Source organism: Sphingomonas sp. (assembly GCF_041661885.1).
In the GTDB taxonomy this organism is placed as follows: Bacteria; Pseudomonadota; Alphaproteobacteria; order Sphingomonadales; family Sphingomonadaceae; genus Sphingomonas.
Window position 1 is genome coordinate 684,199 of the sequence record NZ_JBAZTL010000001.1, and the last position, 24,091, is coordinate 708,289.

The 24,091-nt window shown below is 63.9% G+C and carries 25 protein-coding genes; 18 read left to right on the forward strand and 7 right to left on the reverse strand.

The genetic code is table 11. From position 1 onward, the window contains the following. The first annotated feature begins 29 nt into the window (after window positions 1–29). From glmS to WC704_RS03420, 4 genes are all read left to right on the forward strand, one after another. Window positions 30–1,853, forward strand: coding sequence for a glutamine--fructose-6-phosphate transaminase (isomerizing) (gene glmS, locus WC704_RS03405; RefSeq protein WP_372888560.1), 1,824 nt, complete (start codon window positions 30–32; stop codon window positions 1,851–1,853). Further along, on the forward strand, window positions 1,850–2,740 hold the full coding sequence (locus WC704_RS03410) for an ROK family protein (RefSeq protein WP_372888561.1): 891 nt from the start codon (window positions 1,850–1,852) through the stop codon (window positions 2,738–2,740). Before glmS ends, WC704_RS03410 begins: the two co-directional genes overlap by 4 nt. Before the next feature lie 95 nt (window positions 2,741–2,835). Next, a complete protein-coding gene (locus tag WC704_RS03415; RefSeq protein WP_372888562.1) occupies window positions 2,836–4,740 on the forward strand; it encodes a putative bifunctional diguanylate cyclase/phosphodiesterase in 1,905 nt (634 codons plus the stop codon). Continuing rightward, window positions 4,737–6,611, forward strand: coding sequence for a CHASE4 domain-containing protein (locus WC704_RS03420; protein WP_372888563.1), 1,875 nt, complete (start codon window positions 4,737–4,739; stop codon window positions 6,609–6,611). Before WC704_RS03415 ends, WC704_RS03420 begins: the two co-directional genes overlap by 4 nt. Window positions 6,612–6,620: 9 nt before the next feature. On the opposite strand, the gene WC704_RS03425 is transcribed toward WC704_RS03420, so the two are convergent. Continuing rightward, window positions 6,621–7,073: a vgr related protein gene (locus WC704_RS03425; RefSeq protein ID WP_372888564.1), complete on the reverse strand. Its 453-nt coding sequence runs from the start codon at window positions 7,071–7,073 to the stop codon at window positions 6,621–6,623. After that, window positions 7,070–7,498, reverse strand: a complete 429-nt coding sequence (locus tag WC704_RS03430) for a copper chaperone PCu(A)C (protein WP_372888565.1) — start codon at window positions 7,496–7,498, stop codon at window positions 7,070–7,072. Before WC704_RS03430 ends, WC704_RS03425 begins: the two co-directional genes overlap by 4 nt. A 174-nt stretch (window positions 7,499–7,672) precedes the next feature. Between WC704_RS03430 and dnaK the strand changes: the two genes are divergently transcribed. Together dnaK and dnaJ are read left to right on the forward strand one after the other, a co-directional pair. Then, a complete protein-coding gene (dnaK, locus tag WC704_RS03435) occupies window positions 7,673–9,574 on the forward strand; it encodes a molecular chaperone DnaK (RefSeq protein ID WP_372888566.1) in 1,902 nt (633 codons plus the stop codon). A 134-nt stretch (window positions 9,575–9,708) separates the two neighbouring features. Next, window positions 9,709–10,821: a molecular chaperone DnaJ gene (gene dnaJ, locus WC704_RS03440; protein ID WP_372888567.1), complete on the forward strand. Its 1,113-nt coding sequence runs from the start codon at window positions 9,709–9,711 to the stop codon at window positions 10,819–10,821. 420 nt (window positions 10,822–11,241) lie between these two features. Here dnaJ and purB read toward each other — a convergent pair whose 3' ends face one another. After that, on the reverse strand, window positions 11,242–12,546 hold the full coding sequence (purB, locus tag WC704_RS03445) for an adenylosuccinate lyase (RefSeq protein ID WP_372888568.1): 1,305 nt from the start codon (window positions 12,544–12,546) through the stop codon (window positions 11,242–11,244). Between the two features lie 242 nt (window positions 12,547–12,788). On the opposite strand from purB, the gene WC704_RS03450 reads away from it, so the two are divergent. After that, window positions 12,789–13,229, forward strand: a complete 441-nt coding sequence (locus tag WC704_RS03450) for an EF-hand domain-containing protein (protein ID WP_372888569.1) — start codon at window positions 12,789–12,791, stop codon at window positions 13,227–13,229. Window positions 13,230–13,292: 63 nt separating this feature from the next. Here WC704_RS03450 and radC read toward each other — a convergent pair whose 3' ends face one another. Next, entirely contained in the window at window positions 13,293–13,976 is a 684-nt protein-coding gene (gene radC / locus WC704_RS03455) for a DNA repair protein RadC (protein WP_372888570.1), read from the reverse strand. Between the two features lie 187 nt (window positions 13,977–14,163). Here radC and WC704_RS03460 point away from each other — a divergent pair, with 187 nt between their 5' ends. The 7 genes from WC704_RS03460 (at window position 14,164) to uvrC (ending at window position 19,057) form a co-directional block, all read left to right on the forward strand. Then, window positions 14,164–14,448 (forward strand): AtpZ/AtpI family protein, encoded by a 285-nt coding sequence (locus WC704_RS03460; RefSeq protein ID WP_372888571.1) that lies wholly within the window; start codon window positions 14,164–14,166, stop codon window positions 14,446–14,448. After that, on the forward strand, window positions 14,445–15,227 hold the full coding sequence (locus WC704_RS03465) for a F0F1 ATP synthase subunit A (RefSeq protein WP_372888572.1): 783 nt from the start codon (window positions 14,445–14,447) through the stop codon (window positions 15,225–15,227). Before WC704_RS03460 ends, WC704_RS03465 begins: the two co-directional genes overlap by 4 nt. Window positions 15,228–15,287: 60 nt before the next feature. Beyond that, complete coding sequence (locus tag WC704_RS03470; protein ID WP_010164404.1) at window positions 15,288–15,500, forward strand: F0F1 ATP synthase subunit C; 213 nt, start codon at window positions 15,288–15,290, stop codon at window positions 15,498–15,500. Between the two features lie 19 nt (window positions 15,501–15,519). After that, window positions 15,520–16,014, forward strand: a complete 495-nt coding sequence (locus WC704_RS03475) for an ATPase (protein WP_372888573.1) — start codon at window positions 15,520–15,522, stop codon at window positions 16,012–16,014. Continuing rightward, a complete protein-coding gene (locus tag WC704_RS03480) occupies window positions 16,007–16,561 on the forward strand; it encodes a hypothetical protein (protein WP_372888574.1) in 555 nt (184 codons plus the stop codon). The genes WC704_RS03475 and WC704_RS03480 overlap by 8 nt, the downstream gene beginning before the upstream one ends. 105 nt (window positions 16,562–16,666) lie before the next feature. Next, window positions 16,667–17,014: a hypothetical protein gene (locus WC704_RS03485; protein WP_372888575.1), complete on the forward strand. Its 348-nt coding sequence runs from the start codon at window positions 16,667–16,669 to the stop codon at window positions 17,012–17,014. Between the two features lie 120 nt (window positions 17,015–17,134). Next, window positions 17,135–19,057, forward strand: a complete 1,923-nt coding sequence (uvrC, locus tag WC704_RS03490) for an excinuclease ABC subunit UvrC (protein ID WP_372888576.1) — start codon at window positions 17,135–17,137, stop codon at window positions 19,055–19,057. A gap of 112 nt (window positions 19,058–19,169) precedes the next feature. Here the strand turns inward: uvrC and WC704_RS03495 are convergent, their stop codons facing one another. Continuing rightward, complete coding sequence (locus WC704_RS03495) at window positions 19,170–19,370, reverse strand: hypothetical protein (RefSeq protein WP_372888577.1); 201 nt, start codon at window positions 19,368–19,370, stop codon at window positions 19,170–19,172. A gap of 97 nt (window positions 19,371–19,467) precedes the next feature. Next, entirely contained in the window at window positions 19,468–20,481 is a 1,014-nt protein-coding gene (locus WC704_RS03500) for a 2-hydroxyacid dehydrogenase (RefSeq protein WP_372888578.1), read from the reverse strand. Window positions 20,482–20,577: 96 nt separating this feature from the next. On the opposite strand from WC704_RS03500, the gene WC704_RS03505 reads away from it, so the two are divergent. Both WC704_RS03505 and WC704_RS03510 read left to right on the forward strand, forming a co-directional pair. Then, a complete protein-coding gene (locus tag WC704_RS03505) occupies window positions 20,578–21,069 on the forward strand; it encodes an SH3 domain-containing protein (RefSeq protein ID WP_372888579.1) in 492 nt (163 codons plus the stop codon). Beyond that, on the forward strand, window positions 21,066–21,542 hold the full coding sequence (locus WC704_RS03510; RefSeq protein ID WP_372888580.1) for a GNAT family N-acetyltransferase: 477 nt from the start codon (window positions 21,066–21,068) through the stop codon (window positions 21,540–21,542). The genes WC704_RS03505 and WC704_RS03510 overlap by 4 nt, the downstream gene beginning before the upstream one ends. A gap of 16 nt (window positions 21,543–21,558) precedes the next feature. On the opposite strand, the gene WC704_RS03515 is transcribed toward WC704_RS03510, so the two are convergent. Beyond that, a complete protein-coding gene (locus WC704_RS03515; RefSeq protein WP_372888581.1) occupies window positions 21,559–22,746 on the reverse strand; it encodes an acetyl-CoA C-acyltransferase in 1,188 nt (395 codons plus the stop codon). A 117-nt stretch (window positions 22,747–22,863) separates the two neighbouring features. On the opposite strand from WC704_RS03515, the gene WC704_RS03520 reads away from it, so the two are divergent. Together WC704_RS03520 and WC704_RS03525 are read left to right on the forward strand one after the other, a co-directional pair. Then, window positions 22,864–23,616 carry an A24 family peptidase gene (locus tag WC704_RS03520; RefSeq protein WP_372888582.1) on the forward strand — a complete coding sequence of 251 codons (753 nt, stop codon included), beginning with the start codon at window positions 22,864–22,866 and terminating at the stop codon, window positions 23,614–23,616. Next, window positions 23,613–24,074 carry a hypothetical protein gene (locus tag WC704_RS03525; protein WP_372888583.1) on the forward strand — a complete coding sequence of 154 codons (462 nt, stop codon included), beginning with the start codon at window positions 23,613–23,615 and terminating at the stop codon, window positions 24,072–24,074. Before WC704_RS03520 ends, WC704_RS03525 begins: the two co-directional genes overlap by 4 nt. The last annotated feature ends 17 nt before the right edge of the window (window positions 24,075–24,091 follow it).

Here is a 24,091-nt window from a genome sequence, read left to right on the forward strand (position 1 = left end):
CCCGGTCCGGGCAACGGAGAGACGAAACTATGTGCGGTATCGTAGGCATTCTCGGCAAGGGCGCGGTCGCGGACCGGCTGCTCGACGGACTCAAGCGGCTCGAATATCGCGGCTATGATTCAGCGGGCATGTGCACCGTGCACGATGGCGAATTCGATCGCCGCCGCGCGCCGGGCAAGCTCGTCAATCTCGCCGCCGAACTGGCCAAGGACCCGTTGCCCGGCGACAGCGGCATCGCCCACACTCGCTGGGCGACGCATGGCGCGCCGACCGTCGACAATGCGCACCCGCATATCGTCGGCGATGTGGTGCTGGTCCACAACGGCATCATCGAGAATTTCAAGCCGCTGCGCGATGAGCTGATCGCCGAGGGGCGGCAGTTCAAGTCGCAGACCGATACCGAAGTCGTCGCGCATCTCATCGACCGCGAATTGTCGCGCGGGTTCAAGCCGCGCGAGGCGGTGGCCAACGTCCTCCCGCGCCTGCACGGCGCCTTCGCGCTGGGCGTGATGTTCAAGTCCGAGCCGGATCTGCTGATCGGCGCCCGGCTCGGCGCGCCGCTCACCGTCGGTTACGGTGATGGTGAGAATTTCATCGGTTCGGACGCGCTCGCACTCGCCCCGCTGACCCAGCGCATCGCGTATCTGGAAGAGGGTGACTGGGCCGTAGTCACGCGCGAAGCGGTGCAGGTCTATGACAAGGACAACAATCCGGTCACGCGCCCGATCGTCAATTCGGGTGCCTCGGGCCAGTTGATGGACAAGGGCAACCATCGCCACTTCATGCTCAAGGAAATTTACGAGCAGCCGGTGGTGGTCGCGCAGACGCTGCGCAGCTATTTGCGTCCACTCGAAGAGCGCGTCGCGCTGCCCGACATGGAGTTCGATCTCGCTTCGGTCGAGCGCGTCGCCATCGTCGCGTGCGGCACCGCGTCTTATGTCGGCATGATCGGCAAATATTGGATCGAGCAGCTCGCGCGCGTGCAGGTCGAAGTCGATGTCGCTTCCGAATTTCGCTATCGCGATCCGGTGCTCACCCCCAACATGCTGGGCGTGGTCATTTCGCAATCGGGCGAGACTGCGGATACGCTGGCAGCGCTGCGCCACATGAAGGCGGCGGGGCTGACCACGGCGGGCATCATCAACGTGCCGACCAGCTCGATGGCGCGTGAAGTCGATCTGTTGCTGCCGACCCATGCCGGCCCCGAAATCGGCGTTGCCTCGACCAAGGCGTTCACCTGCCAGCTCGCGGTCATGGCGGCGCTCGCGGTCAATCTCGCCCGCGCCAAGGGGCAACTGACGCCCGAAGCCGAGCGCGATATCGTCCATCATCTGCAGGAAGTGCCGCAGGCGATGAGCCGTGCGATCGCGCATGACGAGGAAATCGCCGCGATGGCCCCCAAGATCGCGGTGGCGCGCGACGTGCTCTATCTTGGCCGCGGGCCTGATTATCCGCTGGCGCTGGAAGGCGCGCTGAAGCTCAAGGAAATCAGCTACATTCATGCTGAAGGCTATGCCTCGGGCGAGATGAAGCACGGGCCGATCGCCTTGATCGACGACACCGTCCCGCTGATCGTGCTCGCGCCTTCGGGCCCGTTGTTCGACAAGACCGTCAGCAATATGCAGGAGGCGCAGGCGCGCGGCGCGCTGGTCGTGTTGATCTCGGACGCGGACGGGATTGCGCAGGCGGGCGAAAACACGATCGCAACGATCGAAATGCCCAAGGTCCATCCGCTCATTGCGCCGTTGGTCTATGCCGTACCGGTGCAATTGCTCGCTTATCATGTCGCCGTTGCCAAGGGCACCGATGTCGACCAGCCCCGCAACCTTGCCAAGTCGGTGACCGTAGAATGACAACACCCCTGATTGCCGGAGTCGAACTGGGCGGGACCAAGTGCATTTGCGTCCTCGCCACCGGTCCTGATGATGTGCGTGACCGCGTCCAGATCCCAACCACGACGCCCGAAGAAACGCTCGGCGCTGTGGAAAATGTGCTGCGCGGCTGGTCGCACTATGATGCGCTCGGCATCGCCAGTTTTGGCCCGGTTTCGCTCGATCACACCGCGCCCGATTATGGCTCGATCACCGCGACGACCAAGCCCGGCTGGTCGAATGTCGATGTCGCCCGGCGCCTGGCGGCGATCGGCCAAGTGCCGACCGGTTTTGATAGCGATGTCAACGGCGCGGCCTTGGGGGAAGGGCGGTGGGGCGCGGCGCAGGATGTTGCCGACCATGCCTATATCACCGTCGGCACCGGCGTTGGCGTCGGTCTGGTGCTGGGCAATGCGCCCGTCGCCGGGCTGACCCATGCGGAACTCGGCCATATCCGTCCGGTTCGTCTGGCGGGAGATAGCTGGGCCGGAAGCTGCTCGTTCCACGGTGATTGTGTCGAGGGACTGGTCTCGGGCACCGCAATCCGCGCGCGCACCGGCGTGGGCGCGGAGACGCTGGCCGAGGACAATCCGGTATGGGAGGGCGTCGCCCATACGCTCGCGCAATTGTGCCACACGCTGGTGCTGACCGGTATCCCGCGGCGGATCGTGATGGGCGGCGGCGTGATCGTGGGTATTCCGCATTTGCTGCCGATGATCCGTACCCGACTGGAAGCGAGCCTTGGTGGCTATGTGTCGGCGGGCGGCCTGTTGCCGATCGATGCCTATGTCGTGCCCGCCGCGCTGGGCGGCATGGCCGGACCGCTCGGCGCGATCGAACTGGGCGTGCGTGCCCTCGCCGGGGCCTGATCTCGACAACGTCGTTTACGGGCCTTTAACTGTGTCCGCTTAGGTCTGTGCAGCGGGCTGCTATGCCCGGTGACTTTGCGACTGGCGGTGCTTACATGCGAATTCTGATCGTCGACGACGAACCGGCCATGCATGACAGCTACCGGCGCAGCTTCGCGCCGGTTGCCGCCGCCACGGGCGTGCTCGACGCAATGGCGGCGGAATTGTTCGGCGATGACGACGCGGATGCCGCGCCGGACAATGCCGGGCCCGATTTCGCGCTGACGCATTGTATGCAGGGGCTGGATGCCGTTGCCGCAGTCGAAACCGCGATCCGCGACGGGGATCCGTTTGCAGTCGCCTTTATCGACGTGCGGATGCCGCCGGGAATCGACGGCAAGGAAACCGCCGTGCGCATCCGCGCGCTCGACCCCAATATCAATCTTGTCATCGTCACCGGCTATTCCGACTTTTCGCCGGTCGAAATCTCCAAGGCGGCGGGGCCAGCCGACAAGATTTTCTACATCGCCAAACCGTTTGAAGTCGCCGAAGTGACGCAGATGGCAAGCGCGCTGGCGCATCGCTGGCAAGGCGACCGCGAATTGGCCGAAGCGCGCGAAGTGCTCGCCGCGCAAGTTGTGCAATTGCAGGAGCAGGGCCACGAACTCGCCGCGAACGAAAGCCGCGCGATCCATATGGCGAATCACGATTCGCTGACCGAGGCCCCCAACCGACTGGCTTTCCGCCGCGCACTGACCGACCGCGCGCGCACCGAGGCGCGCTTTGCGGTGGCGATGGTCGATCTCGATCGCTTCAAGCTGGTCAACGATACGCTCGGCCACCTTGCCGGGGATGAACTCATTCGCAAAATCTGCTCGGTCTTGCAGGCCAATGTGCCAGCGGGCGGCATGGTTGCGCGGCTTGGCGGGGATGAATTTGGGCTGATGTTCGATACCCCCGGCACCCAAGCTGCGGAGATGGATTGCGCGCGCTTGTTGAAGGCCTGTTCGGGCACGTTCAAGGTATTGGGCAATTCGGTGCAGGGCGGTGCCTCGATCGGCCTGATCGTGACCGAGGCCGGCGAATCGCGCGACCCGACCGATCTCATGCGCCGCGCGGACCTGGCGCTCAACGACGCAAAGCGCGATGGGCGCGGCGTGGTGCGGGTGTTCGATGAGAGCATGGATGAAAATATCCGTTTGCGCCGCGCGATCGAAGGGGGGCTGACACAAGCGATCGCCAAGGGCGAGCTGAGCCTGGTCTATCAGCCGATCGTCACCCGCGAGGCGCTCGAAGTCGTCGGGTTCGAGGCGTTGTTGCGCTGGAACACCGAGGACCACGGGCCGATCTCGCCTGCCGTGTTCATCCCGATCGCCGAGGAATCGAACCTGATCCACGAGCTTGGGGATTGGGTGCTGGCCGAATCGCTCAAGGTGTTGGCCGAATGGCCCGGCCAATATGTCTCGGTGAACTTTTCACCGCGTCAGTTCCGCCGCCACAATTTCGTCGGGCGGCTGGTCGAAAGCGTGCAGCACGCCGGGATCGACCCGCGCCGCGTACAGATCGAGATTACCGAAACCGCGATTTTCGACGATGCCGATCGCGCCGCCGACACGCTGTACAAGCTTCGCCAGATGGGCTTCCGCATCGCGCTCGACGATTTCGGCACGGGTTATTCGAGCCTGTACAACATCCGCAAATTCGCGCTCGATTGCCTCAAGATCGATCGCAGCTTCATCGATGGTATGGGGCGTGAGCGCGAAAGCGCCGCGATCGTCCACTCGATCATCCATCTCGGGCGCGCGCTCGGGCTTGGCGTGGTTGCCGAGGGTGTCGAAACCGAGGCCCAATTGCAGGCGCTGCGCGTTGCCGGATGCAGCCACATGCAGGGCTATTTCTTCTCGCGCCCGGTCACGAAAGAGGCTGCGCGGGCGATTGCCGAAGCAGGCTTCATCATCCTTCCGAACGCGATCGACACCGCAGCCGAGCTGCCCGAACCGGGCAACGGGACACACGGATGATCGGCGACAGGATCCGTGCCGTGCGCGGCCGGATCGGACGATGGCGCGGGCGTGGCTCGCTTGGTGTCAAGCTCGTCGTGATCCTGACCGCAGTCGGCCTGGCCGGTTCGGTGGCGCTCACGCTGTTGCTGGCCAGTGTCATCGTGCCGAGCTTCAATCAGCTTGAGGCGAAATCGATCGATGCGCAGGTCGATCGCACCCATGCCGCGCTTGGCGATTTTGCGACCAAGGTTGAAAATGCGGTGCGCGATTATGGCGATTGGACCGCCAGCTACACCTATATGGCGCACCCGACGCCGGAATTTGAGCGCGAGAGTTTTTCGACGCTGGCAATGGCCAATCTCAATGTCGATGGCATGGCCTATGTTGGCAATGACGGACGGATTGTCATCGCGCGCTGGCGCGATCTCGCGCGCGGGCTAGATCGGCCAGACCGGCGCGACGCCTTTGCCACAGCGCTGGTCCATACCGATTTCAAGCGGTTCCTGGGCACGAAGAGCTCCGGGCATTATTATTTGCGGCTCGGTGACGAGTTGGCGGCAATCGGCGTGGCCAAGGTGCGGCGCAGCGACGGCACCGGGGATCCGCACGGCTATGTGGTGATGGCGCGGCGGATCACGTCGCGCGCGCTGTCCGATGTGCTGCAATTGCGGGCCAAGATCGATCTTGCCAACGCGCCCGATGCCAACCGCATCGTCGCCGCCAACGCGACCATGCGTATCGCCGTGCCGATCCAGGGGGCGGACGGACATGCCGTCGCCAGTGCGGCTTTCACCGTGCCGCGCGATGTGTCGGTGCTGGGGCAGCGGATGCTGCTGCTGGCGGTAACGGGAGCCGTGGTCCTGCTGCTCGGCGTGTTGGCGATGTTGCGGCGGATGATAACCCGGCTCGTGCTGCGCCCGCTCGCCCGGGTCGAGCAGCATATGCAGGTCGTGCGATCGTCGGGCGCGCTCGGCCTGTTGCCGGATGAAACGCGCAAGGACGAAATCGGTTCGCTTGGCCGCAGTTTCAATGCGATGCTGCAGCAATTGAAGGATCTGCGCGAACAATTGGAAGTGCAGAGTTTCGCGCTCGGCAAGAGCGAGAGCGCGGTGGCGGTGATGCACAATGTCCGCAACGCGCTCAATCCGATCAGCACGATCCTGAGCCAGGGAATCGCGCAAGCGCCGCCGGTCGACCGCGCGGTGCTGGAACGTGCGGTGGCCGAACTGGCGCAGGACGATTTGCCCGCGCCGCGCCGCGCGAAGTTGGTTGCCTTCGTCTCGGCGGCGATCGAAGCGGAAAATGCCGACCGCGCACATCGTCGCGATCAACTCCAGATCGGGCGTGAGGCGATGAGCCATGTGCTCGAAATCATTGGCGAGCAGCAAAGCGCCGCGCACGAGCGTCCACCGGTCGAACCGTGCGACATCACCGAAATCATCGCCCGCAATGCGACGATTGCGCGCTATTCCGGCGGGGTTTCGATCGCGTTCAGCTTTCCAGCGCAGCCTTGCTACGTCCTCGCCAGCCGAATCATCCTGAGCCAGGTGATCGGCAACCTCTTCTCCAATGCCGCCGACGCGATTGCCGCCAAGGGCACCGCCAGCGGATCGATCACGGTCTCGATCGAGGAGGATGGCGACACAGCCCGCATCGCGATTCGCGACGATGGCGAGGGATTCGCCGCCGATGCGACGCCTACGCTGTTCCAGCGCGGGTTTTCAACGCGTAAATACAAATCGGGCGGGTTGGGCTTGCACTGGTGCGCCAATTCGATGGTCGCAATGCAGGGTACGCTCCGTCTGGAAAGCGAAGGCGTGGGCCGGGGGGCGGTGGCGGTGCTGACGCTCGGGCTGGCCCCGCGTGCCGCAAGCGAGCTCGCGGCTTGATCCAACCCGCTATCTGAACGGCAAAATACTTTCATACGTCGCCAGCGGGAATGCGCCGCGCACGAAGCCGCCCTGGCGCAGCACGAAGGTGTGGCGCACGATCTCGGCCTGTTGTTCGATCCCGTAGCGGTGCAGCGGTAGGCCGGGTCGGATCGCATAATGGTAACGGCAGAAGGGATGGCGGCGCAGCGGCAGGAAAATCCCGCGCTGGCTTTGCCAGATATGCGTCAATTCGTGAATCAGCAGCCCCTGGTCATCCAGATCGCCGCACGAGAAATCCGCCCGGTAGCGTGAACCCTGTGGATGAAAGTGGATCGTGCCGGTGAGTGCCATCACCGTTTCGCGCGGCTGGAAGAACGCCCATTTGCGCTGCTCCAGCCGCACCGGCGCATAATCGATCGCGTCGCCGAACACACTGCGGGCAAGCGCCACCTCGCCCGATGTCAGCGCGCGGCTGGTCACTCGGCTGGGGCCGGAGCCCCTGCGGCGATGGTCGGTGCGTCGTATAAGACGCGCTGGTTGTTGGAGAAAGTGAAGGTCAGCGTCACCGCGCGGCCCGGTTTGATTCCCGGGTTCATGTCGAACAGCATCAAATGCTTGCCGCCGGGCTTGAACACGGTGGTGGAAGCGGCGGGGATCGCCAGGTCGCCGATCGGCTGCATCGTCGCCATGTTGCCCGACATCATCGATTCGTGCAGCTCGCTCTTCACCGACACATCGCTGCTGACCGAGAGCAGGGTCGTGTCGGCTGGGCCACCGTGGATGGTGAAATAGGCCGCTGCCGGGCGGCTCGGGATTGCGGCAAGGCGGATATAGCCCTTGTCGACGGACAGCACCGGTGGATGGCTGCACCCGCCCAAAAACAGGAGCCCGGACGCCAGAATCATTCGAATATGCAATGCTCTCTCCCGCTTTGGGAACTTATCGCGTCACTCTACGTGCTGCGAAATCTTGCGACAAGCGAAAGCCCCCCTATATCGCCGGAGTGCAGTGTCGCGTTGCTTATCGTAAGGGCGCGGCGGAATGGCAATTTTTTGACAGACGGGGGCCCCAGAGGACCAATGGCAAAAGTAATCGGAATCGATCTCGGCACCACCAATAGCTGCGTCTCGGTGATGGAGGGCGGCAAGCCCAAGGTTATCGAAAACGCCGAAGGCGCGCGCACCACGCCGTCGATCGTCGCTTTCGCCAAGGATGGCGAGCGGCTGGTCGGCCAGCCGGCGAAGCGCCAGGCGGTGACCAATCCGGAAAACACCATCTTCGCGGTGAAGCGTCTGATCGGCCGTCGCTTTGATGACCCGATCACCAAGAAGGACACCGAGCTGGTCCCGTACCACATCGTGCGTGGCAACAATGGCGACGCCTGGGTTGGTGCTGGCGGCAAGGACTATAGCCCCTCGCAAATCTCAGCCTTCACGCTCCAGAAGATGAAGGAAACCGCCGAGGCGTATCTTGGCGAAACGGTCACGCAGGCGGTCATCACCGTTCCGGCCTATTTCAACGACGCGCAGCGCCAGGCGACCAAGGATGCCGGGCAGATTGCCGGCCTTGAAGTGCTCCGCATCATCAACGAGCCGACGGCGGCAGCGCTCGCTTACGGGCTCGACAAGGACACCAACAAGACGATCGCGGTTTATGACCTTGGCGGCGGCACCTTCGACATCTCGATCCTCGAGATTGGCGATGGCGTGTTCGAAGTAAAGGCGACCAACGGTGATACCTTCCTCGGCGGCGAAGATTTCGACAACAAGCTGCTGAACTTCCTGTCGGACGACTTCAAGAAGGCCGAGGGCATTGACCTGACCAAGGACAAATTGGCGCTCCAGCGTTTGAAGGAAGCCGCCGAAAAGGCGAAGATCGAGCTGTCTTCGGCGGCGACGACCGAAGTCAATTTGCCGTTCATCACCGCTGATGCGACCGGCCCGAAGCACCTCGTCAAATCGGTGTCGCGCGCTGATCTCGAGCGGCTGGTCGATGATCTGATCCAGCGCACGCTCGAGCCGTGCCGCAAGGCGATGGCCGATGCCGGCGTCAAGGCGTCGGACATTAGCGAAGTGGTACTGGTCGGCGGCATGACGCGTATGCCTAAAGTCCGCCAGGTGGTGAAGGACTTCTTCGGCAAGGAACCGCATTCGGGCGTCAACCCCGATGAAGTCGTCGCAATGGGTGCCGCCATTCAGGCGGGCGTGCTGCAGGGTGACGTCAAGGACGTGCTGCTGCTCGACGTGACGCCGTTGTCGCTCGGCATCGAGACGCTGGGTGGTGTGTTCACCCGCATGATCGATCGCAACACCACGATCCCGACCAAGAAATCGCAGACCTATTCGACCGCGGACGACAACCAGCAGGCTGTCACCATCCGCGTGTTCCAGGGCGAGCGCGAAATGGCGGCGGACAACAAGCTGCTCGGCCAGTTCGACCTGGTCGGCATTCCGCCCGCACCGCGCGGCGTGCCGCAGATCGAAGTCACGTTCGACATCGACGCCAACGGCCTCGTCAACGTTTCGGCCAAGGACAAGGGCACAGGCAAGGAGCAGCAGATCCGCATCCAGGCTTCGGGTGGTCTGTCCGATCGCGACATCGAGCAGATGGTGCGCGATGCCGAGCAGTTTGCCGAGGACGACAAGAAGCGTCGTGAGGCAGCCGAGGCGAAGAACAACGCTGAAAGCCTGGTCCACACCACCGAGCGTCAGCTCGCCGAAAATGGCGACAAGGTCGATGCCGCGCTGAAGGGCGAGATCGAAACCGCGATTGCCGCGACCAAGACCGCGGTCGAGAGTGGCGATGCCGAGGCGATGAAGGAAAAGGCCGGTGCCTTGGCGCAGGTCGCGATGAAGCTGGGTCAGGCGATTTACGAGAAGCAGGCGCAGGCCGAGGCTTCGCCGGGTGCCGATGCAGCGGAAGCACCAAAGGAAGACGTGGTCGACGCGGAATTCTCCGAGGTCGACGACAGCAAGGCGTAATGAAGTCCCCCTCTCCCCATCGGGGGAGAGGGCCGGGGGAGAGGGGGCATTTGCGATATGATCGCAACCGCATCCGCATCACTCCCCCTCTCCCAACCCTCTCCCCTGCTGGGGAGAGGGCTTAGAGGCGCAAGATGAGCACTGAAGTCGATTTTTACGAATTGCTGGAATGCGAGCGCGATGCCGATGAAGGCACGCTCAAATCGTCCTACCGCCGTCTCGCGATGCGCTATCACCCCGACAAGAATCCGGGGTGCGATGATTCCGAAGCACGCTTCAAGGCGATTAGCGAAGCCTATGACTGCCTGAAGGACCCGCAAAAGCGCGCGGCCTATGATCGTTATGGTCATGCCGCGTTCAAACAGGGCGGTGGCGGCGGCGGTGCGCAGGATTTCAGCGCCTTTTCGGACATTTTCGAAAACATTTTCGGCGAATTCATGGGTGGGCAGCGCGGCGGCGCCAGCGGCCCGCGCCGTGGCGCGGATTTGCGCTACGACATGGAAATCACGCTGGAGGAAGCCTTTCACGGCAAATCCACCGATATCACCGTCGATGTGACCGGCGTGTGCGACGTGTGCAAGGGCACCGGCGCGACCAAGGGCACGTCGGCCAAGTCCTGCACGACTTGCCACGGCCACGGCAAAGTCCGCGCGCAACAAGGCTTCTTCGTGGTGGAGCGCACGTGCCCGACTTGCCACGGCGCAGGGCAGACCATTTCCGATCCGTGCGGCAATTGTCGTGGTGAGGGCCGCGTCGAAAAGACCAAGACGCGCACCGTCAACATCCCGCCCGGCGTCGATGAGGGCACGCGCGTGCGTCTGACCGGGGAGGGCGAGGCCGGGATGCGCGGCGCGCCTCCGGGCGACCTCTATATTTTTCTGCATGTCGCGCGGCATCCGTTGTTCCAGCGCGAGGGCACGACGCTGTACGCGCGCGCGCCGATCAGCTTCACCACTGCATCGCTTGGCGGGGAAATCACCATTCCCGGCCCCGATGGCGTGCAACACACCATCAAGATCCCGGCGGGAACCCAGTCGGGCCGCGAATTGCGGCAACGTGGCGCGGGGATGCCCGTGTTGCAGGGGCGCGGGCGCGGCGATTTGGTTATCCGCATCGAAGTGGAAACGCCGAGCAGCCTGACCTCGCGCCAGCGGGAATTGCTCGAGGAATTCCGCTCGACCGAAACCGGCAAGGAATGCCCGCAGACCAGCGGATTCTTCAAGAAGATGAAGAGCGCCTGGGGGTAAGCGGCTGGGCCCATGCTCTTACCCGTCACCCCCGGGCTTGTCCCGGGGCCGCCGGGAATACTCGCAGGATTTGCGGCACAGTGGCCCCCGGCACTGGGCCGGGGTGACGGCGGGATGTTTGGCGGGCGCCTTCCGCCAAAGATTTGAAAATCTGCTCTCAACCCCACGGCCCTGGCCGCCCCGTCAATAAGAAGGGGCGGGTGGGCCGATGGGTTAGAGGCTAAGAACCTCGACCACCAGCGCGACGCCTGCAACGGCGATGAGGCCGCTCGCGAGGCTTTGTAGAATGCGCATGGTAGGGATCTCCGTGCCGGATCATTCCGGCACGGGTGCATCTGGAGATTGTTGCTCAATTACGCAATTTTATTACGCGCATTCGCACTTGCAGCATTTGCACGTTGAAGCGTGCAAATTTGTCGATCAGTCGTTGCCGAACACCCGGTCAAAGATCGTGTCGACATGCTTCAGGTGATAGCCGAGATCGAACTTGTCCTCGATTTCCGCGACCGACAGCGCCGCCGTGACTTCGGGATCGGCCTTGAGCAATTCCATCAAGGACAGCACGCCGTCTGAATCCCACACCTTCATCGCGTTGCGCTGCACGAGGCGATAGGCGTCCTCGCGGCTGACGCCCGCTTGCGTGAGCGCGAGCAGCACGCGCTGCGAATGGACCAGACCACCCATCTTGTTGAGGTTCTTGTCCATCCGCGCGGGATAGACGACCAATTTGTCCATGACCCCGGTCAGCCGCGCCAGTGCGAAATCGAGCGTGATCGTGGCGTCGGGGCCGATATAGCGCTCGACCGAGGAGTGCGAGATGTCGCGCTCATGCCACAGCGCCACATTCTCCAGCGCGGGCGTGACATAGCCGCGTACCATGCGGGCGAGGCCGGTCAGGTTTTCGGTCAGCACCGGGTTGCGCTTGTGCGGCATCGCCGACGAGCCCTTTTGCCCCGGCGAGAAGAACTCTTCGGCCTCCAGCACTTCGGTGCGCTGCAAATGGCGGATTTCGGTCGCGAGGCGTTCGATCGACGAGGCGATCACGCCGAGCGTCGCGAAGAACATCGCATGGCGGTCGCGCGGGATGACCTGGGTCGAAACCGGCTCGACCGTGAGGCCGAGTTTCTCGGCGACATGCGTCTCCACGAACGGATCGATATTGGCGAAGGTGCCGACCGCGCCCGAAATTGCGCAGGTGGCGATGTCGGCCCGCGCCGCGACGAGCCGCGCGCGGTTGCGGGCAAACTCGGCATAAGCCTGGGCGAGCTTGAGCCCGAACGTAACCGGCTCGGCATGGATGCCGTGGCTGCGGCCGATCGTCGGGGTCAGCTTATGCTCGACCGCGCGGCGCTTGAGCACCGCCAGCAGCGCGTCGATATCGGCGATCAGAATGTCGCTCGCGCGCGCCAGTTGCACCGCAAGGCAGGTGTCGAGCACGTCGGACGAGGTCATCCCTTGGTGCATGAAGCGCGCTTCGGGGCCAACATGCTCGGCGACATTGGTCAGGAAGGCGATCACGTCATGTTTGGTCTCGCGCTCGATTTCGTCGATGCGCTCGACCTCGAACGCACCCTTGGCCCAGATCGCGGCGGCGGCTTCCTTGGGGACGACACCCAGTTCGGCCAGCGCATCGGTCGCATGTGCCTCGATCTCGAACCAGATCTGAAAACGCGCTTCGGGCGTCCAGATCGCGACCATGTCGGGGCGGGAATAGCGGGGGACCATCGGATTTCCTTGATGCGGCAGAGTCGGGCCATCGCGGAATCGCAACGGGTCCGCGATGACACGCGCGTTAGCAGGGACAAGCCGATCCTTCAAATCAGCGACAAAGGGACCGATCCGGAAGCATGGGTGTTGATACCGTGAACGCTGGTTAGGACGCATGGCGTCGCGTTCAACGTGACACTTGAACAATCACATGGAGAGATCCGATGTTGAAATATGCTTTACTTAGCGGAGTGATGATAATGTCGGCTCCGGTATTTGCACAGGGCGTGCAAACTACGCCGGCAACCCCGCAAACCACGCAATCGGCGCCCGCGACGACTGATCCGGTACTTCCTGTCCAGCCTGCGCCGCCGACACCGCAAAGTGCCGTACCGGCCGATTCGGCGGCCGTGCCCACGGCGGAATCGGCGGTCGCTGCCCAGCCGACGACGGGCACGCAGGTGGCGCAGGTGGTGAGCCAGGAGTTCTCCAGCTATGACAAGGATGGCGATGGTGTGTTGAGCGCCAAGGAATTCGATTCCTGGATGATCGCCCTGAAAAGCGCGAGCGACCCTTCGACCAAGGCAACCTCGCCCGCGACCAAGAGCTGGCTGAACAAGGCCTTTGCCCAGGCCGATACCGACAAGAACAAGAAGATCAGCCAGTCCGAATTGACCGGATTCCTGTCGCAGCAGGGGTAATGCCGTACCCTGTTACCGTCGTGCCCGCCGCTCTCCACCCTGGAGCGGCGGGCGCCGCATTCTCTACAACAGCCCCATCGCGCGCAGGCTGGAATGCCCGCTTGCCGCGATGATGATGTGATCGTGGACCGCAATGCCCAGCCGTTTGCCCGCCTCGGCGACCTTGCGGGTGACTTCGATGTCGGCGCGGCTGGGGGCGGGGTCGCCACTCGGGTGATTGTGGACCAGAATGATCGCCGCCGAGCCGAGATCGATCGCACGGCGGATCACTTCGCGCACATAGAGCGCGGCTTCGTCGATCGAGCCCTCGCTCATCGCCTCGTCGCGAATCAGCATGTTGCGGGTGTTGAGGTGGAGCACGCGGACACGCTCGTTGGTGCGGTGCGCCATGTCGGCGTGGAGATAGTCGATCAACGCTTGCCAACTCGCCAGTACCGGTTGCGCGCTGGCTTGCACGCGTAACAGCCGCAAGGCGGTTGCCTGCACGATCTTGATCGCCGCGACGGAGGTCTCGCCCATGCCGGTGACACGCAGCAACGCTTCCGGATCGGCGCTGAATAGCCCGCCGACCCCGCCAAATTCAGCAAGCAAGGCCTTGGCCAGCGGTTTGGTGTCGCGCCGGGGAATCGCCAATGCCAGAAGATATTCGACCAATTCATGATCGAGCAAAGCGTCACCGCCCTGTTCGATCAAGCGCTGCCGCAAGCGCGCGCGGTGTCCGGCATGATCGGGAAGGGGTTCGCTCATTGGACCAAAGGAGTATCGCGGGCAGGGGCGATAGGCAACGCAGGTGGCCGGATCGGCCACAAGAGTTGACACCCCCCGGTCACCTTCCTAAACGGCGCGTGAACGGGGCTCTTTCCCCACGATCCCCGATGTTCACCGTCGCGGTGCCAGAGGCACGGCGGCGTTTTCTTATCAGGATAAGCGCCCCTTGGCCGACATACGCCAGAAGAACGACCTGGATGCCCGCATCGCTTCGGCGAAGGCGGCTGGCCAGGTGCGTGCTGGTGTCGCGCTGCCCCCCGCGAAAGGCTATTCGCAGGGCGCACGCGTGCTGACGCTGCTGCTGGGGGCCTTGTTCGGTGGCGGGGTTATGGGCTGGGCGCTCGACCATTGGTTGGGAACCTCGCCCTGGGCGCTGCTGATAGTCTTGACGCTCGCGGTTATCGGGGCGTTCCTTAATATCATCAAGATTTCGAAGGAGCGCGCGGAGTGAGCGCCGGCAAAATCGATCCGATGGAACAGTTCAAGGTGGAGCCCGTATTGGGCGGGCACCTGAATCTGTTTGGCTATGACGTATCCTTCACCAACTCGGCGCTGTTCATGGTGGTCGTGTTCATGCTGCTCGCCGTGTTCATGGCCGGTGGCCTGAAGCGGCAGCTCGTTCCTGGCCGCTGGCAGGTTGCCGCAGAGGATGCCGTCAGCTTCATCGACAATATGGTGACGGTGAACATCGGTTCGGGCGGCAAAAAATTCGCGCCTTACATTTTCTCGCTGTTCTTCTTCATCCTGTTCGCCAATCTGGTCGGCGTGCTGCCGCTGGCGATCCTGCCGGGCCTGCACACCTTCGCGGTGACCAGCCACATTACGGTGACGGCCGTGCTGGCGTTCTTGTCCTTTGGCATTGTGCTGGTGGTTGGTTTCGCGACGCACGGGCTGAAGTTCTTCAGCCTGTTCGTGCCGCACGGGGCGCCTGCCTGGCTGATGCCGGTTATCATCCCGGTCGAATTCGTCTCGTTCATGGTGCGCCCGTTCTCGCTCGGTTTGCGACTGTTCGTTGCGATGACGGCGGGGCACATCCTGCTCGAAGTGTTCGGCAGTTTCGTGGTGCAGGGGCTCAACGCAGGCGGTCCGCTTGGCGGCGTCGTCAGCTTGCTCAGCTTCGCGATGATCGTGGGGGTTAGCGCACTGGAGTTGCTGGTGTGCGCGATCCAGGCCTATGTGTTTGCCCTGCTGACGTCGCTGTACCTGCACGATGCGGTACACCTGCACTAATCTTTTCCATAACCTGACTACGCAATTCTCAAGGAGCTTATCATGACTGATCTTGGTGCAATGTACATCGGTGCCGGCCTCGCGGCGATCGGCGTTGGTCTGGCCGCGCTCGGCGTGGGCAACGTGTTCGGTTCGTTCCTCGAAGGCGCACTGCGCAACCCGGGTGCGGCAGACGGCCAGCAGGGCCGCCTGTTCATCGGCTTCGCGGCTTCGGAACTTCTGGGTCTGATCGCGTTCGTCGTCGCGATCCTCATCCTCTTCGTCGTCAAGTAAGCAAGAGCGAGCGCAACCAATGCCGCAGCTTTCCCAGATTGGCGAGATCTACGCCTCGCAGCTTTTCTGGCTCGCGATCGTATTCGCGCTGATCTATTTCGGGATCGGCAAGGCGATGGTCCCCAAGATCGAGTCCACGATCGAAGATCGTAACGGGCGGATCGCGGGGGACATCGCCGCGGCAGAGGCGGCGCGGGATGCTGCGCTCACCTCCGAGCGCGACTATCAGGCGGGTCTCGAGTCCGCCCGGTCGAAGGCGACGGTTGCCCTCGGCGAAGCCAAGGCGCGGGCGATTGCCGGCACCGAGGCCAAGTTGAAGGCGAGCGACTCCGCTTTGGCCGCACAACTCGATGCCGCCACCAGCCGCATCGACGCGTCCAAGGTTCAGGCGCTGGCTGAAATCGAGACCAATACGGTCGAAGCGGTCGAACAGATCGTCGCCAAGCTTTCGGGCGTGGCGGTCGACCGCGCGACCATCGAAACGCAGGTTAAGGCAGAGCTGGCACATGGCTGACGGTCAAGCGGTCAAGACGATCGAGCATACCGGGGCGACCGAGTTGCATCACGAAATGGCGTTCGTCGGCATCACGCCGCCGATGTTCGTGGCGTTGTCGATGCTGGTCGTGATCGGGATCATGATTTGGCAAAAGGTGCCGAAGATGATCGCGGGCGTGCTCGACAGCCGTATCGCGACGATCCGTGGGCAGTTGGAGGAAGCCTCCAAACTGCGGGCGGAAGCCGAGGCGCAGCTTGCTGAAGCCAAGGCGCGCAACGCAGCGAGCGCAGGCGATGCCGCCGCCATCGTCGCTCATGCCGAAGCCGAAGCAGCCGCAATGCTTGCCAAGGCGGAAAGCGATCTTACCGATTTGATCGCACGTCGGCAAACGATGGCCGAAGACAAAATTGCGGGAGCCGAGCGCACCGCCATTGCCGAAGTTCGCGCGCGTGCCGCCGAAGCGGCGACCCGCGCTGCCGCAACGATCATCGCGCAGCGTCACGGTGTCGATGCCGATAGAGCCCTGGTTGACCGGACCATCGCTGGACTCAGCAAGCTCAACTGACCGCGATGTGCCCGTTATTACGGGTGCATTTCGTTTCGCCACTGATCGGGGTAACGTCGGCCTCGCGGTGATTCGCGCCGCTTACCTTTCGAAAGAGGCTCCCCCATGAAGTCTGTCGTTCTTGCCGCAGCCGTCGCTTTTATCGCGACGCCGCTCGCCGCCCAGACCGCCCCCGCACCTGCTGCGGCATCGGCTCCTGCCGTCGCTGCGCCCGCAACGACCGCTACCGCGACCGGTGCCGCGAAATTCGATCTCGACACGCCGATCGAGGCAATCGCTGCCAGCACGGCGGGCAAGGCGGTGCTCGACACCGACCTGCAGAACATTACCGCGCATCCGTTGTACGATCAGTTCAAGGGCATGACGCTCAACCAGCTTGCGCCGCTGTCGCAAGGCGCACTGACCGACGCCGCGCTGACCAAGGTCAAGACGGACCTCGCCGCGATCAAGTAACGGCGCTTAGTGTATATTCGGGCAGCGGCGGGGCAACTTGCCGCTGCTTTTTCGTGCGGGGAGGTTCTTCCGCCAAGGAAGCCGTGGCATCCCTGCGCGCGAATGCCTAGATCATCGACAATGTCCGATCCCAACGCCCCGACCCGCTTCAACGAAGACAAGGCCACCTTTACCGTCCGCGGCAGCGACACGCCCGATCTCGATGCCGGGGTCGCAGCGATCCGTAACGTGCTCGCCACCCTCCCGGCGCGGCCCGGTGTCTATCGGATGCTCGATGCGCGCGGCGACGTGCTGTATGTCGGCAAGGCGCGCGCGCTAAAGAACCGCGTCACCAATTATACGCAGGTGGAGCGGCTCTCGCGGCGCTTGCAGCGCATGGTCGCGCAGACGCGCGCGATGACGATCGTCACGACCAATAACGAGGCGGAGGCGCTGCTGCTCGAAGCGCAGCTCATCAAGCGATATCGCCCCGCGTACAATGTGCTGCTGCGCGACGATAAATCCTTCCCGTTCATCCTGTTACGCGCGGATCATGATTTTCCACGCATCCAGAAGCATCGCGGTGCGCGGCGTGCCAAGGGCAATTATTACGGCCCCTTCGCCAGCGCAGGTGCGGTCAACAACACCTTGAACGCGCTACAAAAGCTGTTCCTGCTGCGTAGTTGCACCGACGGTTTTTTCAAGAATCGCGACCGACCGTGTCTGCTCTACCAGATCAAGCGCTGCTCGGCGCCGTGCGTCGGGCGGATCGACGCGGCGGGCTATGGCGAATTGGTGGCTGACGCCAAGGCGTTCCTCGCCGGGAAATCGACCGAAGTGCAGGCCAAGCTCGGTGGCCAGATGCAGGTAGCCGCCGAAGCGATGGACTTCGAACTCGCCGCGATCCTGCGCGATCGATTGCGGGCGCTCACCTTTATTCAGGGCAGTCAGGCGATCAACGCCGAGGGGCTGGGCGATGCCGATATCTTTGCGATGGCCAACAAGAATGGCGTGATCGGCATCCAGGCCTTCTTCATTCGTGGCGGGCAGAATTGGGGGCACCGCAGCTTCTTCCCCGCGCACACCGCCGACGTGCCCGAGGATGAAATTCTGGCCGGGTTCCTCGCGCAATTTTACGAGGAAGTCCCGCCGCCGCGTACTGTACTGCTCGACCGCGAGCTGGACGAAGCGGTGCTGCTGGGCGAGGCGCTGGGCGGGCAGGCGGGGTTCAAGGTCACGCTGTCGATGCCGCAGCGCGGCACCCGCCGCAAATTGCTCGATCAGGCCAAGCGCAATGCCGAGGAGGCGCTTGACCGGCGGCTGGCCGAGAGCACCACCCAGGCAAAGCTGCTGCGTGAGGTAGCTGACCTGTTCGACCTGCCCGAGCCGCCCGACCGGATCGAAATCTACGATAACAGCCATATTCAGGGCACCAATGCGTTGGGTGCAATGGTCGTTGCCGGGCCCGAGGGCTTCCGCAAGGGCCAGTATCGCAAGTTCAACATCAAGAACCCCGACACGATTCCGGGCGACGATTTCGGCATGATGCGCGAAGTGTTCGCGCGCCGTTTCGCACGCGCGCAAAATGAGGACCCCGATCGCGACGCGGGCGACTGGCCCGATCTGGTGTTGATCGATGGCGGGCGCGGGCAACTCAACGCGGTCAAGGGCGTGCTCGAGGAATTGGGGATCGAGGATGTGTGCCTGGTCGGCATCGCTAAAGGCCCGCACCACGGTCGCGATGGGCGCGAGGTGTTCCACATGCTCGACGGGCGCGAGTTTCAATTGCCGGTCAATGCGCCGGTGCTGTTCTATCTTCAGCGCCTGCGCGATGAAGTCCACCGTTTCGCAATCGGCGCACACCGCGCCAAACGGGCGAAGGCGATCGGCGCCTCACCGCTCGATGACGTGCCGGGCATCGGCCCGGCGCGGAAGAAGGCGCTACTGATGCACTTCGGCACCGCGCGCGCGGTGCGCAACGCGAGCCTTGAAGACCTGCAAAAGGCCCCCGGCGTCAGCGCGGCGGTCGCGCAGCAGATCTACGACTTTTTCCACGCGCGCTGAGCGCGTCCCCCCGTTCGTTTCGAGCGAAGTTGAAAAACAGCCACACGCGCTGCGCCAGGTTTGTCGACGATGCTCGAAACGAACAGAAGGGGGGCCGCGTACCGCGGTCCGTTCAGCCCTCGGCAGGAGGCGCGAACGACAGCTCTTCGTCGATCGGCGTTCCGGCAATGTTGCGTTTGATGGCAAGGCGAAAGACCCCGTAGAGCAGGGCCGCCGCCGGAAGGATGTTGAGATAGTCCGGCGCACTTACGATATGCAAAGCCGAAAACAAGACAAGTGCAGCACCCACGGCAAACGACCCGGTACGGTCCATCATCACTCTCCTCAGATTTTTTATTCTTGGAGTGAAGCTGCAATGCGCGGTGGCGGGCGTCAATCGGAAAGTTGAAGTGGGAAGGGTGGGGGCCGTGTCAGGCCCAGCCTTCCAGCACTTGATCGGGCGGGCGGTGGCCATCGGCCCACATGCGGATGTTGGTGATGACCTTTTCGCCCGTCGCCAGCCGCCCCTCGAAGGTGGCGGAGCCCATATGCGGGGTCATCACGACATTGGGCAAAGCGAGCAAGCGCGGGTCGATTTGCGGTTCGTGCTGCCATACATCGAGACCCGCCCCAGCCAGTCGCCCACCTTCCAGCGCCGCAATCAACGCGCCTTCATCGACGATCCCGCCGCGTGACGTGTTGATGAGATACACATGCGACCGCAGCAGCGCGATCCGCGCGGCATCGATCAGCCCTTCGCTGTCGGGGTTGCGCGGGGTGTGAATCGTCAGGATGTCGATTGCCGACAGCATCTCATCGAGATTGGGATGCCACTGCGCCTGCAGTTCGGCCTCGACCACCTTGGGTAGCCGGTGTCGATTGTGATAATGGATCGTCAGCCCGAAGGCGCGCGCGCGCCGCGCGACGGCCTGGCCGATCCGCCCCATGCCGAGAATGCCGAGCGCCTTGCCACCAATGCGGTGGCCAAGCATCCCGCCCGGTGTCCAGCCCTTCCATTCGCCCGAGCGCACCAGCTTTTCGCCCTCGGCCAGGCGGCGCGGCACCGACAGAATCAGCGCCATCGTCATGTCGGCGGTGTCCTCGGTCAGCACGCCGGGGGTGTTGGTGACGATGATGCCGCGCGCGCGCGCCGCTTTCAGGTCAATATGGTTCACGCCCGCGCCGAAATTGGCAATCAGCTTGAGGGCAGGGCCCGCGCCTGCGATCAGCTCGGCATCGATTTCGTCGGTCACCGTCGGGACGAGCACGTCGCATTCCGCCATCGCAGCGGAAAGTTCGTCGCGGGTGAGCGCGGCGGGGCCGCGGTGGATGCTGGTGTGGAACAACTGCTCCATGCGGTCCATGACCGCAGCGGGCAATTCACGGGTCACCCAAACCTTCGGGCTGGGCACTCTCGGGTTCGCGGGACGTGTCATTTCGGGCATGGCAAAGGCTTGGCGGAGGTGTTTGGCGGCGTCAACGGGTGTTGAAGCGCGCGGTGCTTCCGCTGTAAACGATGTAGGATTTTGTGGGGGACTGAGATGCGGTTGCGAGCCAGAATTTTGCTGGCGACGATGGGGTTTGCGCTGGCGGTGCCGTCGGTGGCGGGGCTGGTGCAGAAGAAGCCGCCCTATTTCGCCTCGATCGGTGCCGGCAAGGCGCGGATGCGCACCGGGCCGGCGCGGACCTATCCGTCGAACTGGCTGTATCAGCGCGCCGATTTGCCGGTGAAGGTGCTCGATATTTACGAGCATGGGCAATGGTACAAGGTGGAAGATCCGGATGGCACGCAGGGCTGGATGATGGGTACGCTGATCCGCGAGACGCGCACCGCTTTGGTGATGGGCACCGTCGCCGAACTGCGCGATTCGCCGCGCGATGCAGGCCGGGTGTTGTGGCGCGCGGCACCGGGCGTGGTCGGGCGGATCAGCAAATGCACGCGCGGATGGTGCTATTTCGACGTGCGCGGGCGCGGCGGTTTTGTCGAGGCGGTGCATCTGTGGGGCGTGGAGCCCGGCGAGACGCTTGGTTGAGCGAGGCAAGCGCCGCCTGGCGGATTGTCCGCGACGACGTGACGCATCCGGCGGTGCTTGCGTTGATCGGTCTGCATCTGCGCGCGGCGCATGAGAACTCACCGCCCGGCAGCGTCTTCGCGCTCGACCTGAGCAGGCTGCGCGATCCTGCGGTGACGCTGTGGACGGCGTGGGAGGGCGAAACGCTGCTCGGTATGGCCGCGCTCAAGGCACTTGATGCGGATCATGGAGAGGTGAAGTCGATGCGTACCGCGCCGGATCAGGTACGGCGCGGGGTGGCGGCGATACTGCTCGATCATGTAATCGGCACCGCGCGTAACCGTGGCTTTGCACATTTGAGCCTGGAGACAGGCGCCAACGCCCCCTTTGCGGCGGCGCGCGCGCTTTATGCGCGCGCCGGTTTTGTCGAATGCGGCCCGTTCGCCGGGTATAGCGATGAGGTGTTCGCCCGCTATTTCACGCTGAAGCTGTAGCGGGCCTTCCGCGGTTTCAGTTCATCGTCTCCACCGCGATGGCGGTTGCCTCGCCGCCGCCGATGCACAACGAGGCGAGGCCGCGCTTTTGGCCGCTTGCGTGCAGCGCCGACAGCAGCGTGGCGAGAATACGCGCGCCGCTCGCACCGATCGGGTGGCCCAGCGCACAGGCCCCGCCATTCACGTTCAGCCGCTCCTGCGCGATGCCGAGGTCGCGCATCGCAATCATCGCCACCACCGCAAAGGCTTCGTTGACTTCGAACAGATCGACATCGTCGACCGACCAGCCTGCCTTGGCGAGCGCCTTGCGCATCGCGAAGACGGGGGCGGTGGTGAAGAGCGACGGCGCATGGGCGTGCGCCGCCTGAGCGACGATCCGGGCGACCGGCGTCAGCCCAAGCTTCTCCGCCACCGAGGCGCGCGTCATCACCAGCGCGGCCGCACCGTCCGAAATCGACGAGGCGTTGGCGGCGGTGATCGTGCCGTCCTTCGAGAAAGCGGGCTTCAGCGTCGGGATTTTGGCGGCATCGCCCTTGGCAGGCTGCTCGTCGAGGCTGATCGTGGTCGGCCCCTTGCGACCGGAAACCTCGACCGGCACGATTTCGCGATCGAAGGCGCCAGAGGCCTGCGCGGCTTGGGCACGGCGCAGCGATTCGATTGCATAATCGTCCATCTGCGCGCGGGTGAACTGATAGGCGGCGGCGGTGTCCTCGGCAAAATTGCCCATCAGCTTGCCTGGTTCATAGGCATCTTCGAGCCCGTCGAGATACATGTGATCCTTCAGCACATCATGCCCGATGCGCGCGCCGCCGCGATGGCGCAGTGAGAGATAGGGCGCGTTGGTCATGCTCTCCATGCCGCCCGCGACGATCATGTCGGCGGAACCCGCCACCAGCGCATCGGCGGCGAGCATCGTCGCCATCATGCCCGAGCCACACATCTTGTTGACCGTCGTCGCCTCGATATGTTCGGGCAGGCCAGCCTTGAGCGCGGCTTGGCGGGCAGGGGCCTGGCCAAGCCCAGCGGGAAGCACGCAGCCCATATAGATGCGCTCGATTACCTCGCCCGAAAGCCCCGCGCGCTCGACCGCCGCACCCACGGCGGTCGCGCCCAGTTCGGTCGCGGTCGCGCCGCTCAGCGCACCCTGGAAGCCGCCCATCGGCGTGCGAGCGAAGGACAGGATGACGACGGGATCGGTGGCCATGACGATGCGACTCTCGGGTGGAAAAGACTATGCGCGATCTAGGCCCGACTTTGTCGCTTTACAAATGGTAGCCGGGGCAGGGACAAGGCCCGCAACATGGGGAACCACTGATATCTTATGGATGATTGGCTCTGGCCTGTAATGCTGGGCGGCCTTGGCGCGATCGTCGGGAGTTTTCTCGCAACCCTGGTGGTGCGCTGGCCCGAGGGGCGCTCGGTCGCGCGGGGCCGGTCCGCGTGCGATGCGTGCGGGGTGATACTTGGCGTGCGCGATCTGGTGCCGTTGCTGAGCGCAGCACTCGCGCGAGGGCGCTGCCGCCGGTGTGGCGCGCGGATCGATCCACGGCATTGGCAAATCGAGCTGGGATGTCTCGGGGTTGGCGTACTGGCGGGGCTGGCGGTGCCGGGGCCGGTGGGTTTGGCCGGATCGGTGTTCGGTTGGCTGCTGCTGACGCTGGCGGCGCTCGACATCAACGAATTTTGGCTACCGGATGCGCTGACCGCGCCGCTGGCGGCGGCGGGCTTGGCCAGCGGTTTGCTGGGTATCGAACCTGCGTTGATCGACCGGGTGATCGGCGGTGTGGGCGGGTTTGCGGCCTTGTGGGCGGTTGGGGCGGGATATAAGGCGCTGCGTCACCGCGACGGGCTGGGGGGGGGCGATCCCAAATTGCTCGGTGCGATCGGTCTGTGGCTCGGCTGGCGGATGCTGCCGGCGGTGGTGTTGCTGGCGGCGTTGATCGGGTTGGCGGTGGTGTTGCTGGGCATATTGCGCGGGCGGCCCACCTCGATGGGGGATCGCCTGCCGTTCGGTGCATTGCTGGCGATCGCGGCTTACCCGGCGTGGTTGTTCCTGATAGGCTCGCTGGCATGAAAGCGCTTCTCCCGTTCGCGCCACTGCTGCTTGCCGCTGCCCCGCAAGCCGCACCTGCGCCGACCCCGCTGCCATCCTCGATCGATGGTTTGCCGCTGGGAGCGATTCCGCGGCAGGATCTCCCGGCCAAGGGCTGCGCCGCCTATTTGTGGACGGTAAGCGGCACGCGCGCGCTGGTGGCGATGGCGCAAGCCGATCCGGGGCGGCTGCGCCTGTCGCTCGGCGGGACGGTGACCGATCTCGAACGCAGCGGCCAGACCGGGGCAGGTGGCTTCGGTTTTGGCGAGAGCGACGATTATGGTGCCGCAGGCCTATCTGCGAAGCTGACGATGAAGATCGAGACGCGCGAGTCGATCAGCGGGGGGGCGGTCGTCACCGAGGGCTTGCTGCAACTCGATCGCGCGGGGCAGGATACGGTGGTGGTTCCGGTCGGAGGGTTGATCGGTTGCGCGACCTGATACGATAATACTCCAAA

Coding starts and splice junctions, on each gene's coding strand:
- WC704_RS03485 (WP_372888575.1), top strand. CDS start 16,667: ATGAAGTCTGTCGTTCTTGCCGCAGCCGTCGCTTTTATCGCGACGCCG.
- WC704_RS03450 (WP_372888569.1), top strand. CDS start 12,789: ATGTCGGCTCCGGTATTTGCACAGGGCGTGCAAACTACGCCGGCAACC.
- WC704_RS03410 (WP_372888561.1), top strand. CDS start 1,850: ATGACAACACCCCTGATTGCCGGAGTCGAACTGGGCGGGACCAAGTGC.
- WC704_RS03520 (WP_372888582.1), top strand. CDS start 22,864: ATGGATGATTGGCTCTGGCCTGTAATGCTGGGCGGCCTTGGCGCGATC.
- dnaK (WP_372888566.1), top strand. CDS start 7,673: ATGGCAAAAGTAATCGGAATCGATCTCGGCACCACCAATAGCTGCGTC.
- purB (WP_372888568.1), bottom strand. CDS start 12,546: ATGGTCCCCCGCTATTCCCGCCCCGACATGGTCGCGATCTGGACGCCC.
- WC704_RS03525 (WP_372888583.1), top strand. CDS start 23,613: ATGAAAGCGCTTCTCCCGTTCGCGCCACTGCTGCTTGCCGCTGCCCCG.
- WC704_RS03430 (WP_372888565.1), bottom strand. CDS start 7,498: ATGATTCTGGCGTCCGGGCTCCTGTTTTTGGGCGGGTGCAGCCATCCA.
- uvrC (WP_372888576.1), top strand. CDS start 17,135: ATGTCCGATCCCAACGCCCCGACCCGCTTCAACGAAGACAAGGCCACC.
- WC704_RS03500 (WP_372888578.1), bottom strand. CDS start 20,481: ATGCCCGAAATGACACGTCCCGCGAACCCGAGAGTGCCCAGCCCGAAG.
- glmS (WP_372888560.1), top strand. CDS start 30: ATGTGCGGTATCGTAGGCATTCTCGGCAAGGGCGCGGTCGCGGACCGG.
- WC704_RS03515 (WP_372888581.1), bottom strand. CDS start 22,746: ATGGCCACCGATCCCGTCGTCATCCTGTCCTTCGCTCGCACGCCGATG.
- WC704_RS03475 (WP_372888573.1), top strand. CDS start 15,520: ATGCCGCAGCTTTCCCAGATTGGCGAGATCTACGCCTCGCAGCTTTTC.
- radC (WP_372888570.1), bottom strand. CDS start 13,976: ATGAGCGAACCCCTTCCCGATCATGCCGGACACCGCGCGCGCTTGCGG.
- WC704_RS03505 (WP_372888579.1), top strand. CDS start 20,578: ATGCGGTTGCGAGCCAGAATTTTGCTGGCGACGATGGGGTTTGCGCTG.
- WC704_RS03415 (WP_372888562.1), top strand. CDS start 2,836: ATGCGAATTCTGATCGTCGACGACGAACCGGCCATGCATGACAGCTAC.
- dnaJ (WP_372888567.1), top strand. CDS start 9,709: ATGAGCACTGAAGTCGATTTTTACGAATTGCTGGAATGCGAGCGCGAT.
- WC704_RS03495 (WP_372888577.1), bottom strand. CDS start 19,370: ATGGACCGTACCGGGTCGTTTGCCGTGGGTGCTGCACTTGTCTTGTTT.
- WC704_RS03480 (WP_372888574.1), top strand. CDS start 16,007: ATGGCTGACGGTCAAGCGGTCAAGACGATCGAGCATACCGGGGCGACC.
- WC704_RS03470 (WP_010164404.1), top strand. CDS start 15,288: ATGTACATCGGTGCCGGCCTCGCGGCGATCGGCGTTGGTCTGGCCGCG.
- WC704_RS03420 (WP_372888563.1), top strand. CDS start 4,737: ATGATCGGCGACAGGATCCGTGCCGTGCGCGGCCGGATCGGACGATGG.